Source organism: Brevibacillus borstelensis, assembly GCF_003710865.1.
GTDB classification, from domain to species: domain Bacteria; phylum Bacillota; class Bacilli; order Brevibacillales; family Brevibacillaceae; genus Brevibacillus; species Brevibacillus borstelensis.
The window spans coordinates 11499-26855 of sequence record NZ_RHHO01000021.1 but is presented as its reverse complement, the minus strand read 5'-3'; the positions used below and the strand labels follow the sequence as shown (position 1 = coordinate 26855).

9 protein-coding genes are annotated in these 15357 nt (G+C 56.5%); all 9 read left to right on the top strand.

Translation table 11 applies throughout. From position 1 onward, the window contains the following. The first annotated feature begins 21 nt into the window (after positions 1 to 21). A complete protein-coding gene (gene addB / locus EDM54_RS11350; RefSeq protein WP_031931641.1) occupies positions 22 to 3543 on the top strand; it encodes a helicase-exonuclease AddAB subunit AddB in 3522 nt (1173 codons plus the stop codon). Beyond that, positions 3506 to 7432, top strand: coding sequence for a helicase-exonuclease AddAB subunit AddA (addA, locus tag EDM54_RS11345; protein WP_031931640.1), 3927 nt, complete (start codon positions 3506 to 3508; stop codon positions 7430 to 7432). Before addB ends, addA begins: the two co-directional genes overlap by 38 nt. 104 nt (positions 7433 to 7536) lie before the next feature. Then, complete coding sequence (locus EDM54_RS11340) at positions 7537 to 9009, top strand: PepSY domain-containing protein (RefSeq protein WP_170208384.1); 1473 nt, start codon at positions 7537 to 7539, stop codon at positions 9007 to 9009. A gap of 99 nt (positions 9010 to 9108) precedes the next feature. Further along, positions 9109 to 9645: an RNA polymerase sigma factor gene (locus EDM54_RS11335; protein WP_003391727.1), complete on the top strand. Its 537-nt coding sequence runs from the start codon at positions 9109 to 9111 to the stop codon at positions 9643 to 9645. Next, positions 9629 to 11296 carry a YcdB/YcdC domain-containing protein gene (locus EDM54_RS11330; RefSeq protein WP_122958200.1) on the top strand — a complete coding sequence of 556 codons (1668 nt, stop codon included), beginning with the start codon at positions 9629 to 9631 and terminating at the stop codon, positions 11294 to 11296. The genes EDM54_RS11335 and EDM54_RS11330 overlap by 17 nt, the downstream gene beginning before the upstream one ends. A 125-nt stretch (positions 11297 to 11421) precedes the next feature. Then, a complete protein-coding gene (locus tag EDM54_RS11325) occupies positions 11422 to 11940 on the top strand; it encodes a ribonuclease FAU-1 family protein (RefSeq protein ID WP_122958199.1) in 519 nt (172 codons plus the stop codon). A 205-nt stretch (positions 11941 to 12145) separates the two neighbouring features. Beyond that, positions 12146 to 13336 (top strand): HlyD family secretion protein, encoded by a 1191-nt coding sequence (locus tag EDM54_RS11320; RefSeq protein ID WP_122958198.1) that lies wholly within the window; start codon positions 12146 to 12148, stop codon positions 13334 to 13336. After that, entirely contained in the window at positions 13333 to 14184 is an 852-nt protein-coding gene (locus EDM54_RS11315) for an ABC transporter ATP-binding protein (RefSeq protein ID WP_003391717.1), read from the top strand. Before EDM54_RS11320 ends, EDM54_RS11315 begins: the two co-directional genes overlap by 4 nt. After that, entirely contained in the window at positions 14181 to 15320 is a 1140-nt protein-coding gene (locus EDM54_RS11310; protein WP_024983580.1) for an ABC transporter permease, read from the top strand. The genes EDM54_RS11315 and EDM54_RS11310 overlap by 4 nt, the downstream gene beginning before the upstream one ends. The last annotated feature ends 37 nt before the right edge of the window (positions 15321 to 15357 follow it).

Below are 15357 nucleotides of genomic sequence, written 5' to 3'. Positions count from 1 at the left end.
CAACGACGAGGAGGAGTGCTCATGGCAGTACAATTTGTCCTGGGCCGTGCCGGAACAGGCAAGACGCAAACCATCCTGAACCAAATGGAAGCGCGGCTGAAGCAGTCCGCGCTCGGTTCGCCGATGATTTTGCTCGTTCCTGAGCAGGCCAGCTTTCAAGCGGAGTACGCACTCGCTTCCATCCCGGGACTGCACGGTGTGATCGGCACACAGGTCCTCAGCTTCGGGCGGCTGGCGCATCGGCTGCTGCAGGAGCTTGGCGATTTGACGCTCGTGCCTGTCGATGACCTGGGCAAGCAAATGGTCCTGCGCCTGCTGCTGGAGCGCTACAAGGAAGAGCTGCAGGTATTCAGGCGGGCAGCGCTGCAGCCCGGTTTTACGTCCCAGTTGGGCCGTCTGATCAGCGAGTGCAAGTCATACGGCGTCAGCTTTACCCATACGGAAAACGTCGATTGGGGAAGCGGGACGCTCAATCAAAAAATACATGATCTGAGACTGGTCATGAATGCGTACGAGGCTCATCTCGCCCAAGGGTACTGGGATGCGGACGATATTTTGAACCGCGTTGCTGTCATGATCAAAGATTCCGCTTACATCGCCCAGACCGAGATTTTTATCGACGGTTTCAGCGGATTTACGAACCAGGAGCTGCGGGTGATCGAGCAACTGATGGTCTGCGCCAAAAAGGTCACGATTGCGCTTTGCCTCGACCCGTCCGAACGGGATGCCTCCCCTGATGAGCTCGGATTGTTTCATCCGACTCTGCGCACCTACCAAACATTGGAGAAGATGGCCAAAGAAGCGGGTGTAGCGGTCGAAAGCCCGATTCTGTTGACCGGGCCGGGGAGATTTGCCGACAGTCCGTGGCTTCGCCAGCTGGAGGATCGTTACTTTGCGTGGGGAGACCCGGGTACTCCTCCGCCTCCCGCAAGAGCGGATGAAGTAAGTCTGCTGTCGGCCGCCAATCGCCGGGCCGAGGTGGAAGCGGTCGCTCTGCAGATTCTCGAGCTTGCGCGCACGGAGGGGTATCGCTGGCGCGACATGGCGATACTGCTGCGCGAGATCGGCACCTATGCGGACGAGCTTGCGACCGTGTTTACCGATTACGGGATCCCGTTCTTCCTGGATCAGAAGCGCACGGTCATGCACCATCCGCTGATGGAATTGGTCCGTTCCGCTCTGGAGGTGGTCACGGCCAGATGGCGGTATGAAGCGGTATTCCGCTGCCTGAAGACAGATTTGGTCACACCGGAGGGACGCGTTTCCGACAGCGGGGAGCAGGTTCCACTGAACGTGATTCGGCGAGAAGTCGACTTGCTGGAAAACTATGTGCTGGCACATGGCGTATACGGCTCTTATTGGTCGGATGAGAAGCCGTGGCGGTTTGGCGGAGAGTCTGCGGAGGATCAGGCGGCAGATGAATTGCGAAGACAGTACGCAGCGCCCTTGCGCCGGTTTGAAGAAGAGCTGAAGCAGGCGGAAAAGAAAGATGTCCGCGCGATGGCGACAGCTCTCTACCGCTTTTTGGTCAGTCTCGACGTACCAGGCATACTGGAAAAGTGGCAAAGAACGGCAGAGCAGTCGGGAGAGCTGGACGATGCCCAGATGCACGGACAGGTCTGGAACGGGCTGATGAGCCTCTTTGACCAGGTCGTCGAAGTGATGGGCGAGGAGCAGATGGACATCGACACGTTTGCCAGCGTCCTGGAGAGCGGACTGGAAAGCATTGAGCTTGGCCTGGTGCCGCCTGCGCTGGATCAGGTATTGGTCGGGTCGATGGAGCGTTCCCGCCAGCCGGATGTACGGGCTCTCTTTCTGCTTGGGGTCAACGAAGGAGTCATTCCCCTCAAGCCGAAGGAAGACGGCGTGCTGGACGAGGCGGAGCGGGAAAGGCTCGCGGAAATGGGAATGGAGCTCGCGCCGACAGCCAAGCAGCGGCTGATGGCCGAACCGTTTCTGCTCTATCAGGCGATGACCCGTCCGGCGGAGCGGCTGTATTTGAGCTGTGCGCTGGCAGATGAAGAGGGGAAAGCGCTTTTGCCTTCTTCGGTGTTTGCCCGCATCCGGGAAGTTATCCCGGATGTGCCTTACCGGTTTTTCCACAATGAGCCGAGCGGGAATGCCGAGGCGGACTCCTTTTTGCTGGGCTCGCCGCGACGCGTATTCAGCCATTTGCTTACGCTCGTGCGGGAAATGAAGGAGAGCGGCAGCCTGCCCGTTTTCTGGTGGGAGGTATACGACTGGTTTCTGCGGCACTCTCCCGACGCGAGCAGAGAGAAGTGGCTTCTGTCCGGCTTGCGCTACACAAACCGGCCGATGCCGCTGGACAGGAAGACGAGCCAAGCCCTTTACGGGGACCGTCTCAAGATGAGCGTCTCCCGGCTGGAACGCTTCCAGACCTGTCCATTTTCTCATTACTCCTCGCACGGCCTGCGCTTGCGAGAGCGGCAGCTATACAAGCTGGAGCGTTTTGACGTGGGCGAGCTATTCCACGCCTCGCTCAAGCGCGCAGTCGAAAAGATGAACGAGGAACATTTGGAATGGAGCCGTTTGACCGAAGCGAACAGCATGCAGTTGGCCGGTGAAGTAGTTGACGAGCTGGTGCCGTCGACCCGCAGCAGCATCCTCACCCGGACGGCCCGGTACCGATACCTGTCGGGCAAGCTGAAACGGGCGGTCGGAAGAGCCATCTACGTCCTGGGCGAGCATGCGAAGCGGAGCCGCTTTGCCCCTGTAGGTCTGGAGGTGGCGTTTGGCCCTGGCGGAGATCTGCCTGGACTCGAACTGCGGCTGGCCAACGGCTCCTCTGTCCAGTTGATCGGGCGAATCGACCGTGTCGACCAATCTCTCGACAGCGAGATCCCGTATTTGCGCGTGATTGACTACAAATCCAGTCCGAAGCAGCTCCTGCTGTCTGATGTGTTCAACGGTCTGAATCTGCAGCTTCTGGTCTACCTCGATGTGGTCGTGACGAATGCAGAGGAATGGCTCGGCCAAAAGGCAGAGATGGCTGGTGTCTTTTACTACCAGGTAGCGGACCCGTTTGTCACGGCAAAGCGGCTTTTGACCAGTGATGAAGCGGCCAAGGAGCGGGCAAAGCGATTGCGGATGAAAGGCTTGATGCTGGCCGACCCGGAATTGGCCCGCATGATGGACGCACAGGTGGAGCAGGGGGCTTCCGAACTGGTTCCGTTTGAATTGAAAAAGGACGGCACCTTGTCGGCTCGTTCCTCTGTGGCAACGGCGGAGCAGTTTCAAGCGCTCCAACAGTTCGTCCGCACCACGGTAAAAGAGCTGAGCGCGCGGATGACAGACGGCGACATTGAGATTTCCCCCTATGTGAGCGGAACGTTGACTGCTTGCGATCGATGCTCGTACAAGCCTGTCTGCCAATACGACCCGGATGGAGACGCAAATCAGCTGCGCCAGCTTCCCAAGTGGAACAACAAGGAAATATGGGATATGCTCCAGAGCGGGCAATTAACAGATGCGGAGGTGGATAGCGATGGAGCAGCAATCGAGTCAGCCGCAGGCAAAGCCTGAGCAGTGGACCGACGAGCAGTGGCAGGCGATAACGAGCCGTGGAAGCAATTTGCTGGTGGCGGCAGCAGCTGGCTCCGGGAAAACCTCAGTGCTCGTAGAGCGGATCATTCGCCGGATCATGGACGAAAGCGATCCCGTCGGGGTGGATGAATTACTGGTCGTTACCTTTACCAATGCGGCCGCCGCGGAGATGAGGCACCGGATCAGCGAAGCGTTGCGAAAGGCGCTCAAGGAAAAGCCGCAGTCCGCTCATTTGCGAAAACAATTGGCCCTGCTGCAGCGGGCCTCCATCACCACGATTCACTCCTTTTGTCTGGGGCTTTTGCGCCAGTATTACTACCTCGTGGAGCTTGATCCCGACTTCCGCATTGCCGACCAGATGGAAGGCGAGCTGCTCCGCCAGGACATTCTGGAGGAAATGCTGGAGGAGTGGTACGAGCGAGACCCGGATTTTCAACGTTTGGCCGATCTGATGCTGGACGGACAGGATGACCAGATCCTTGTCGGGCTGCTGTTGCGCCTGTACGAGTTTTCACGCAGCAATCCGGATCCGAAGGGATGGCTGGAAGAAGCTGCCGAGATGTTTGCGACAGCGTCCGCAAAGTCGATGGACGGCCTCAAGTGGACGAAAAGCATCCTGCAGTCGCTGAGATGGGAATTGCAAGGTCTGGAAGGAAAGCTGAGACGAGCCGTTCTCCTGGCTGCTTCACCGGAAGGGCCTGCTGCTTACGTTCCGCTGTTGGAAGCGGAGGCGGCTGGCCTGGAGCGGGCAGTAGCGGCGTGCCGTCAGGGATGGGCAGAGACGGAGCAGGCAGTCCGAGGCATTTCCTTTGCACGTTTGCCGTCTGTCAAGGATGTCGACCCGGATCTCAAGGAACAGGTGCAGGGGCTTCGCAATGAGGTGAAGAAAGCGCTTGGCGAGCTGGTCGAGCAAAACTTCTCCATGCCGGCGGAGCAGTACCTGGCGGACCTTGAAAGGCTGGCTCCGTCGATGCAGACGCTGGCCCGATTGGTCACGGAGTTTGACGCGGCTTTTGCGCAGGAAAAACGGGCGCGGGCGCTGGTTGACTTCGGTGATTTGGAGCATCTGGCTCTCCGGCTTTTGACGAGAGCCGATGCTGAGGCGGAGGAGTCAGACAGCAGCGGTGGTGGCGGGAAGCAGCCTTCAGCGCTTGCCCTCCAGTTGCGCGATCAGTATGCAGAGGTCCTCGTCGACGAGTATCAGGACATCAACCTTGTTCAGGAAACGATTTTGCGCATGGTATCGCGTGAACCGGATTCGCACGAAATAGCAAACCGCTTCATGGTAGGAGATGTCAAACAGAGCATTTACCGGTTCCGGCTGGCTGAGCCCAATTTGTTTTTGGAGAAATACTTGAGCTATGAGACCGGCTCTGAGAGCGACCGGCTGGAGCAGCACGAAGCGGGTGGAACAGACTTGCAGGATGCATCGGGAAACAGCCGGGGGACGGGACAGCGGATCGATCTGGCGGCCAACTTCCGCAGCCGCCGCGAAGTCGTAGACGCGGTCAACTTCCTGTTCAGGCAGATCATGTCGCCGGGCGTCGGGGAAATCGACTACGACCGTTCGGCTGAGCTGATCTGCCGCGCCTCCTATCCGGAGGTGGAGCCTGACCGTCTGCAAGTGGAGCTGCATCTGATTGACCGGACTTCACAGGAAGAGGCGGAGGATCAGGCGAATCCCCCCGCAGAGGGCGGAGAAGCTTCCGCAGACGGAGGAGCCGCTCCGGGACTGGGAGAAGCTTTGGAAGAAGCGAGCGCGGCCCAAATGGAGGCCCGACTGATCGCAGAGCGCATCCGCCGCTGGATGGAGCCGGGGAGTGGCGAGGCGCCGCTTCTCGTTTTCGATAAAAAGGCAGGAGGGCTGCGACCGCTCGCTTACCGCGACATTGTCATCCTGCTTCGGGCCACCTCGGCGTGGGGAGAGCCGATGATGGAGGAGCTGCGTGCAGCCGGAATCCCCGTCTATGCGGAGCAAAACCAGGGCTATTTCAGCACGACAGAAGTAGAGGTCATGCTCTCGCTTTTGCGGGTGATCGACAACCCGTTTCAGGACATCCCGCTTGCGTCTGTGCTGCGCTCACCGATTGTCGGCATTGCCGAGCCGCAACTGTCGCAGATTCGCATCAGCTATCCGTCGATCCCCTTTTATCAGGCTGTTCATCGGTATATCGAGGAGCAGCAGGGAGAGGCGGATTGGGAGAAGCGTTTGCGCCGCTTTTTCAGCAAGCTGGACAAATGGCGCACGCAGGCCAGAAGAGATTCTCTGGCCGAGCTGATCGCAACGATCTACCGCGAGACGGGCTATCTCGACTATGTGGCGGCGCTATCGGGCGGCCAGCAGCGTCAGGCCAATCTTCGCGTCCTGTACGACCGCGCCCGTCAGTACGAGGCAGGCTCGTATCGGGGATTGTTCCGCTTTCTCCGTTTCGTCGACCGGCTCCGGGAGGCGGGCAACGATATGGGGGAGGCACGCACGATCGGCGAAAACGAGGATGTCGTCCGCATCATGACCATTCACAAAAGCAAAGGGCTGGAGTTTCCGGTCGTCTTTGTCGCAGGAATGGGCAAGCAGTTCAACACGATGGATATGAAAAGCCACTTCTTGCTGCACAAGGACCTTGGCTTTGGTCCGATGGCGGTAGAGCCTGAGCTGCAGGTGCGATACCCGAGCCTGGCTGCACTGGGCATCCGCCAGCAGCTGCGCCGCGAGATGCTGGCGGAAGAAATGCGAGTAATGTACGTCGCTCTCACCCGGGCAAGGGAAAAGCTCGTCCTGCTCGGAACCGCCAAGGATTTGTGCAAGAGCATCGTCTCATGGGGACGCCAGGGGGACGGCGAGCGGCTGCATGACGAAGACCTTTTGCAAGCAAAAGGCTATCTGGATTGGGTCGGCAGAGCGCTTCTGCGCCATCCGCTCGCAAGTCCCCTCCGGTCTTATCCCCGCGAGTGCGGAGGCGGCGACGAAGTGATGGTGCGAACGGTTCCGGACGAGTCCATATGGTCGTTTTTCTTCCACCGCGCGGACGATCTGAGGGCTGAGGCAGACCGGAATTCCGGCCAGCACTCTGACTGGGAGCGAATCACCAGGCGCGAGACCGTACCGGATAGGCCTGTTGATCCTGAAAGCGCGCGGCTGATTGAGCGCAAATTGGGCTGGAGCTATCCACATCAGGCAGCTTCCCAGGTGATGACCAAATGGACCGTCAGCGAACTGAAGCGGCGGGAACAGGCTGTTTCCAGAGGCTATCCGCTTCGCGTCCCGACGATTGTGGAAAAGCCGCGGTTTTTGATGGAGGAGGGCGCTCACACGCTCACGGCAGCCGAGCGGGGAACGATCACCCATCTGATCCTGCAAAACATCGATCTCAAACGATCACTGGACGAGGACGATGTCCGCGACCAGATTGCCTCGCTGTTGTCCCGCCGCTTTTTGACGGAGGAGCAGGTTCAGGCTATCGACTTCATGCAGATCGTTCGTTTCTTCGCCTCGCCGCTGGGAGATCGGATGAAGCGGGCACGGGTGGTCCACCGTGAATTGCCGTTTACCCTGGCGAGGCCAGCTTCTCTCGTGGAGCCTGAAATGAGCGGTGCAAGCGAGGAGCAAATCATCGTGCAGGGCGTTATCGATTGTTTGCTGGAGGAAGATGACGGCGGGCTCGTATTGCTTGACTTCAAGACAGACAGAGTAGCGATGGAGAAATCCGAAGCTGTGAAACAGAATATGATTGAGCGGTACGGCGAGCAAATACGCCTCTACCGGCAGGCAATCGAGCAGATTGTCGGCAGGAGCGTGAAGGAGAGCTATTTGTACCTTCTCGCTGGCGGCTACGCCCTCTCGTTTGATGACGAGGTCCGGTTCCTTTAAGGGAACCGGAATTTTTTTTGAGCAAAATTGAAACAAATTCCAGATTCACCCGAATATTGGAGTGAAAGCAAGTATGATGGAGAATGGAAGAGGAGGAAATCATTGTGAAAACAAAAAGCTACGCGTTCGTTGCCCTGTTGGCCAGTCTTGCAGTTGCCGCCCCGCTGCAGGTATCGGCAAATCAGCCATTGCCTGCGGCTGGTAAAACCGTCCAGGTACAGGTAGTGCCGGCGCTCATGGAGCAGGCGGACAAAGCGCTGGAGCAAGCGAAAAAAATGCTCCCTTATCTTGATCAATACCCCTATAAAGTAGTCGAGCCGGGAGAGGGTGGCCAGGTGGTGGTCGTCTTGCAGCAATCCAAGGAAACGCCATTTCCCCGAATTTCCTTGTACGTGGACGGAAGTACGGGAGAGTGGAAGGGATTTCACCGGATGAACGGAGGGACGACTCCTCCTTCCACATATTCGCTGGACAAAGCCATTGAAAAGGCGACAGCTTTTATGAAGAAGTGGTACGGAGAAGGCATGGGCGACTATCAGTACAATCCGAGCTTGACTGCCTCTGCGGACTCGATCGTTTTTTCCCGGGGTGTGAATGGAATCCCCTTGCAAAATGACAGTGTCATGATCGATGTGGACAGCAGCGGTGAAATTGTCGGCAAGACCGTTATGGCTTCTCTGGCGCTTTCCCGGGACAAATATGTATTTCCGAAGCCCGAGGGAGTGATAACGAAGGACCAGGCCGAAAAGGAGCTGGCACAATACCTGCGTTTGCAGTACGAAACGAAGGAGGGCAGTGCAGCTCTCCGCTACACCTTCGCTTTCTCTGGTGAGCTGGATGCCAAGACAGGGAAGGACACAGGAGAGAACAGCTATCACAAGATCATTCAGGTCCAGCCCAAGGGCGAGGCTCCTGTCGCAAAAAATGCTGCAGAAGCCGCCGCTTTCCTGGCAAAGCGGGGCATTCAGACAGAGGGAGCCGTCGCAAGCGAGGACATAATGGAAAAATTCAATCGAAAGACCATCGAATGGACGAAAGACGAGGAACGGATCGCTACTGCCGTCATCGATACCAAGACCAACAGCCTTCTTTCCTACGAAAATACGGCACATGTCATTGCCGGAGGAAGCAAAGAGAAAAAGATCACAGCGGAGCAAGCCCTGCAAACGGCAATCAAGGAGATCGAAACGTATCTGCCCGCGAGCGAAAAGGAAGTCATGCTGCTGGAAAGCCCGCGCTACATGAAACACGGCAACACCTATCGCGCAGAATTTGCCCTGTTGCACGAGGGAATTCCGGTACGGGAATGGCGATACGAAGTGAACGTCGATGCGGAAACAGGAAAAGTCATCAAAACATCGCTCAGTGTCCGAAAGCAAGTGAATTTCCCGAAGGCTGATCAAGCGATTGATCCGGCGGAAGCGGCAGCTCATTACGTGAAGGAATTTCCGTTGACGCTTGTATATACGCTCGGAGAAACGGATCAGCAAGCAAGGCTTGTGTACAAGGCAGCAGACGTCGTCCGCGGGCAAAGAGTTGACGCGGTTACGGGCAAAGTGCTCTCCTGGAAAGAGTAATTTTGAGGAAGCGCAAGGCTTCTTTTAAATGGCTGGCAAATATACAACCTGGAATGGCTGGCAAACATCCGACCACGCAGAGGAGAAGGAGGGGAAGCGGTGACGGACGATCTCGAGCAGCGCATTCGAACGATCTACAAGACCTATTACGAGGATGTTTATACGTTCCTGTATTACTTTACCGGGCGCCGGGAGGATGCCGAGGATATGACCCAGGAGGTGTTTACGCGCCTCTTGAAAGCTCTGCCTCGCTATGACGGACGCGTCTCGATGAGAACCTGGCTGTTTTCCATCGCAAGGCATGCCGCCATAGACCAATACCGGAAGCAAAAGTGGCTCCGTCTGTTTTCCGCCACCCTGCTGGATGACATGAGGTCCCAGGACGGGCTTCCGGAAGAATCGCTTGCGGCAAAGGAAGAGATGCGGATGGTAAAAGAAGCGCTGCAAAAGCTGAAGCCGCACTACAGGGTAATCGTGATCGTCAGAGGCATCAAAGAGTATTCGATCAAAGAAACAGCCGAGCTTTTGCACATCTCGGAGGCAAAGGTCAGGGTCGACTATCACCGGGCGCTGAAAATGCTGCAAAAATATATGGGCGGAGAAGAAGGAGGGGTGATCAGTGAGTTTGCCAGATGAAGAACAGATCGAAAAATCTCTTCGCAGGTACCGGGCGACGGTGCCGGCTCCGCGGGAAGAGTGGGTCCGATATGGGGAGGAAATGCTGGCCCGGCAGGCGAGAAAGATGAAACGGACAGAGAGGATCACCAGAGTAATGACCTACTCGCTTGGCACTTCTGCCGCCATTTTGATCGGCGTGTGGATGCAGGGAGCAGTTACAGAAAAAGCGAATCTTCCCTCCACAGCAGATCACGGACAAAGGGAGGAAAGCGCCTACGCAGCTTCGGCACCCGTACAAGTCCCGGGCATTTTCCGCTCCCCGGTTGTCCCCCCGTATTCAACAAACGGAGAGCTTTCTTCTGATGGGGAGAAAAGCTTGGTTTTGCCGCAGACGGCAAATGGGCAGGGAACAGGACACAAGCTCGGTATAGAGGAAGCAGGGGAAACAGAAGAAGCCGGAGAAGCCCGGGCGCAGCGCGAAAGAACCGTCCACAGCGAAGAACAGTCCGCAGAACGATCGGCAGCAGTTACGGGAGACGGTTTGTCGGCAGCGGACCAGAAGTCGGTCAGCACGAGCGGGCTTCAGAGGCAAGCGGAGAGATATTTGCAGGAAAAGCTGGGGCAAGAGAGCAGGCAATACCGTTTCAACCCTGCCCGCTCCCGGTTGGCAGAGGGGATCGTCGCTTTCAGTCGCGTCGTAGAGGGAATTCCCGCAGAGGAAAGCAGTTTGGTTGTGAAAATAGACAAAGGGTCGGAAGTAGTCGGGATGGAAATCTATCCAAGCGAGCAACATTCATTTTCTTCCGGCTCCGCTCAGAAGCCAATGATCGATCAGGCAGAGGCCGCACAAAAGCTGGCGACTACGCTGCGACTCGTCTATGCCAAAGGCGAAAAGCCTGTCTTGCGGTATCAGCCGCTGCAAATCAGCTATGTGGACGCCCTTAGCGGAAAAGTAGCGGCACATGGAAGCCAGGCAGCGGAAACCATCCGCGTACAGCCTGAAGCAAAACCGCTCCGGGCATTAGACGTCGATGCGGCTTCCGGGCTGCTGCGAGATGAGTTCGGAGTAAAGATAAAGAATGGAAGTAAGCCTGTCAGAATGATCAATGGTTCAACCTTCGAATACCTTTGGGAGTGGGACGGAGGAAAATCCGCGAGAATCCGCATGGACAAAAAGGGAAATGTTCTTTCGTTCACGACCAGAAACGCTGCTGCGAAGGCAGGGAATCAAGAAATCGGAGTGGAGGAAGCCCGGCGGATCGCGATAGAAAGGCTGGCCCGTTATCTGCCTGCCGGCGTGGAAGAGATAGAAATGATCAGTCAGGTGCAGGACGGACAACAAACGCTGTACCGGTTCTCCTGGGTGCATCAGGGGATTCCGGTGATCAATCACAGCTTTGACGTATATGTAGACAGAACCAGTGGAACAATCGCGGGCATGGCTGGTCCGTTCGGAGAAGCACTCCCCCAGTTGCCAAACGCAAAGGATGTTATTTCGCTGGAGGAGGCCATGAAGGTGTTCGCGGAGAAGGTGAAGCCAGAGCTGGCTTATCGCACAAATGACCAGGGGAAAACAGACACAGGTATGCAACTGGTTTATCCATACCCCATGCGGAACGAGAAGCCGCTTGCCATTGATGCAAAAACAGGGACACTCATTCAACCATAAAAGAGAGAGCATTTGCAGCCGGTCAGGATATGGCCGGTTTTTTTTGTATGCCGGCTTGCTTTTTTACAGGAACAGGGAAAACATGTTACAGTGAACGTGGAAACTAGGGAAAAGGAGAATGCAGGATGAAACGAAAAAGAGCCGATCGGCCCAACTGGCGGCGGGTAAAAAAGCTGGGCTACCTGGAGAAACGGGTGGAATCTGCGGAGTTCACGGGCTATGCTGTCCGCTTGACACTGGATCAGGTGCATGAGCCGGCATTTATGACGGTGGGCGGAAAGCGTATGTGTGTAGGCGACAAGGGGTATTGCTACCTGCAGTATTTCCCGGACGGCTGCGGCTACGCTGTGACCAAAATGCTGGATGCCCAGGGAAGAACGATCCAATGGTATATCGATATTTGCAAGCGGCACGGAAAGGATGAGCAAGGATATTTGTATTACGACGACCTGTATCTCGATATCGTGGTGCTGCCGAACGGCGAAGTGTATTTGCTGGATGAGGACGAACTGGAGGATGCCTTGAAGAAAGGGGCCATCGATGAGGAGGAGCATCAGTTTGCCTGCAGGACTGCGGCTGCCCTGCTGGAAAAATACAGCGCCGGACAAAGAGAATGGTTTGACTATCCAAATCCTTGGAAATAGGTCTTTACAGAAGAGAGGAGATGCTCCTATAATGCGAGTATAAACAAGTGAGTAATCACTCGCTTTTGGTTTGCAAGGAATTTCATGCATCTTTTTCACCACAAACGGACGTACCGAGCAGGCAGCCATTGTCTTTGGTGGACAGGATGTTTTTTTATTCGCCTAAAAATGAGTGAGTACTCACTATTAAAAATGAGGTGATCCGATGTTTCGCACAATGCCGTTTTCTTTGCTCGCTGTATCGCTTCTCTTTTTATCCGGCTGCTCGCTGTTTCAACCGGATGAACGGCCGCTTTCCGGAACGATTGAAGCGGAGGAGGTGCCGATCGTAGCAGAAGCGGCCGGGCTTGTTCAAAGCGTCAAGGTCGGGGAAGGAGACGTTGTTCACAGTGGCTCGGTGCTGGCGGAGATTGACAAGCGAAATTATGAGGCGGCAGTAAACGAAGCCGAGGCGGCCAAAGCGCAGGCGCAGGCCAAATTGGATGAAGCCAAAGCGGGAAGCCGCAATCCGTCCATCCAAAAAGGAATTGCCCTCGTTCAGCAAGCGGATGCCACAATTGTTCTTCAGGAAGCGCGCGCCAAGCAGGCCCAGGCGGCTCTGGCCCAAAGCAAGGATCAGGTTGCCCAGGTCGAAATGCAGTGGGAAGGTGCCAAAAGAACGCTGGCCTTTCAGGAAAATCGCTTGAAGGAAGCAGTTGCCTTGTTTCAGCGGGGGGCGATTGCCAAAAAGGAGTATGAAGCCGCCCAGGAAGCGGTCAACCAGGCCCAGACCCAGGCAAATCAGCTGGCGGCACAGTTGGAGGCAGCGCGTTCCCGGTATGATTCCGTTCAGCAGGACATTGCGGCAGCCCTCGCGCAAAAAGGGACGGCAGAGGCACAGAGAAAGGGAGCTGTCGCTGATCTGGAGCTTTTAAAGGAGGGAAGCACGAGCCATTCAATCCGGGCATTGCTGGCCGCGGTACAGCAGGCGGACGCCCGTCTTGACCAGGCGAAATGGCAGATGGAAAAGACCGTAATCAAAGCGCCTGCTGACGGCATTCTGCTCAGATCCTCCGTAGTGGAAGGGGAGGTAGCCAAGCAAGGGGCGACGCTTTTTACCATGATGAAAACCGATCATCTGAAGCTGAAGGTATACATCCCGGAAGCGGAATTAGCCCGGGTGAAGATCGGGGAAAAGGTGGAAATACGAGTGGATGCGTACCCGGACGAAGTGTTTGCGGGCCAGATTCAGACTATCGCCGACAAAGCGGAATTCACGCCGAAAAACGTACAAACCCCGGATGAGCGGACCAAGCTGGTGTTTGCTGTCACGATTCGGATCACCGAGGGCCTGGATAAGCTGAGGCCCGGCATGCCTGCCGATGTCCGCTTTCTCGCAGAGGGGGAAGCGCGATGAAAAGGAGAGAGGCCGACAAGCAAATGCACGACAATCAGCCAAATGACGTCGCGATCAGCTGCGAGCGGCTGACCAAGCGATTCCAGGAGCGCATCGCGGTCAACAGCTTGACGCTTTCCGTGCCCAAAGGCTCCATTTACGGCTTTCTCGGCCCGAACGGCTCCGGGAAATCGACGACGATACGGATGCTCTGCGGACTTTTGACGCCGACCTCGGGGCGTGGCACTGTTCTCGGCTACGATGTGATGACGCAAAGCGAAGCGATCAAACAACGAATTGGCTACATGTCGCAAAAGTTTAGTCTGTATGAAGATTTGAGCGTAGATGAAAATCTTGACTTTTACGCCGGTGTGTACCAGCTCGGCAAAGCGGAACGCATCCAGCGGAAGAGGGAGCTGATTGAAATGGCCGGTCTGACCGGGCGGGAAAAACAGCTGGCCGGCTCTCTTTCCGGAGGGTGGAAACAACGGCTGGCGCTCTCCTGCGCCCTTTTGCACCGTCCTGAATTGTTGATCCTCGACGAACCGACCGCAGGGGTCGACCCTGTTTCCCGCCGCATTTTTTGGGAGGTCATTCACGACCTGGCGAGACAGGGAATGACCATCCTGGTGACGACCCACTATATGGATGAGGCGCAGACTTGCGACTGGATCGGATTCATTTTTTTCGGCAACTTGCTCGTTCAGGGATCGCCGTCCGAGCTCATTGAGCACCACGGGGCAGACAATCTGGAGGACGTGTTTATCAAGCTGGTAAAAGAGGAAGAAGCGCGGCAGGCGGCTGGGCAAAAGGGCGGCGGCGGGGGAACAGGAGACGTCCTCGTGCCGGTAAAGGGGGAGGGGAGATGAGCCGCTTTTCACCTGCACGCTACTGGTCCGTAGTGAAAAAGGAGATCATTCAAGTAAAGCGGGACCGCCCCAGTCTCGCCATTGCGCTGGCGATGCCGCTGATGATGCTGTTTTTGTTCGGGTATGCGGTCAACACGGACGTCAGTGACATCAAGACGGCAGTCTGGGATCAGAGCCCTTCCGCCTACAGCCGTGAGCTTGTCAGCCAGTTGGAAAACACCCGCGTCTTTCAGGTGACGGCGCACGCGGGAAGCTACCGCGAGATCGAAGCCATGCTGGACGACGGGAGTGCCAGTGTAGCGCTCGTCATCCCGCCGGATTACGCCCGAAAGCGCGATCGGGGGGAAATGGCAGAGGTGCAAATGCTGATCGACGGCTCCGACCCGAACATCGCCCGGACGGCTTCTTCGAATGCCCAACTGATCGTCCAGAACAACGCGATCACGATACAGGAGGAGCGCATGCAAAAGCAGGGCCTCGGCCCGATGGAGCCAGCCGTTGAGCTGGACACCCGCGTCCTGTTCAATCCCAACATGGAGAGCATCGTCTTCAACATCCCCGGCCTGATCGGCCTTATCATGCAGAACGTAACGATGATCCTGACCGCGTTTTCCCTGGTGAGGGAAAAAGAGCGGGGAACGATGGAGCAATTGATCGTCACGCCGATCCGTCCGTTGGAGCTTTTGCTCGGCAAGATTACGCCTTACGTCTTCATCGGATTTTTCTCGTTTTGCCTGGTGCTGTTGCTCGGTACCGCCTGGTTTGGCGTCCCGGTAAAAGGCAGCGCTGCACTCCTGGTTTCTCTGTCAGTGCTGTTTCTCGTCACGACGCTGACGCTCGGCATCTTCATCTCCACCGTGGCCCGCACTCAGCTTCAGGCCATGCAGATCGCCTTTGCCTTCATTCTGCCCAGCGTCCTGCTGTCCGGCTTCATGTTTCCGCGCGAGACGATGCCAGTCGTGATACAATGGTTAGGCGGGATTGTCCCGCTGACGTATTTTCTGGAAATTCTGCGGGGGATCTTTCTCAAGGGCGTCGGTTTGGAAGCCCTGTGGAAGGATATGATCGGAATGGTTGTCTTTTTCCTGCTGATGATCAGTGTAGCCATTCTTCGTTTCCGCAAAAAAATAGAGTAGATGCACGAGTGCAATGATAGAGAAGGATGGAGGAGCG

Bases quoted from the DNA above. Each gene is read 5' to 3' on its own strand.
- addA (WP_031931640.1), top strand. From the start codon at position 3,506: ATGGAGCAGCAATCGAGTCAGCCGCAGGCAAAGCCTGAGCAGTGGACC.
- addB (WP_031931641.1), top strand. From the start codon at position 22: ATGGCAGTACAATTTGTCCTGGGCCGTGCCGGAACAGGCAAGACGCAA.
- EDM54_RS11320 (WP_122958198.1), top strand. From the start codon at position 12,146: ATGTTTCGCACAATGCCGTTTTCTTTGCTCGCTGTATCGCTTCTCTTT.
- EDM54_RS11310 (WP_024983580.1), top strand. From the start codon at position 14,181: ATGAGCCGCTTTTCACCTGCACGCTACTGGTCCGTAGTGAAAAAGGAG.
- EDM54_RS11315 (WP_003391717.1), top strand. From the start codon at position 13,333: ATGAAAAGGAGAGAGGCCGACAAGCAAATGCACGACAATCAGCCAAAT.
- EDM54_RS11325 (WP_122958199.1), top strand. From the start codon at position 11,422: ATGAAACGAAAAAGAGCCGATCGGCCCAACTGGCGGCGGGTAAAAAAG.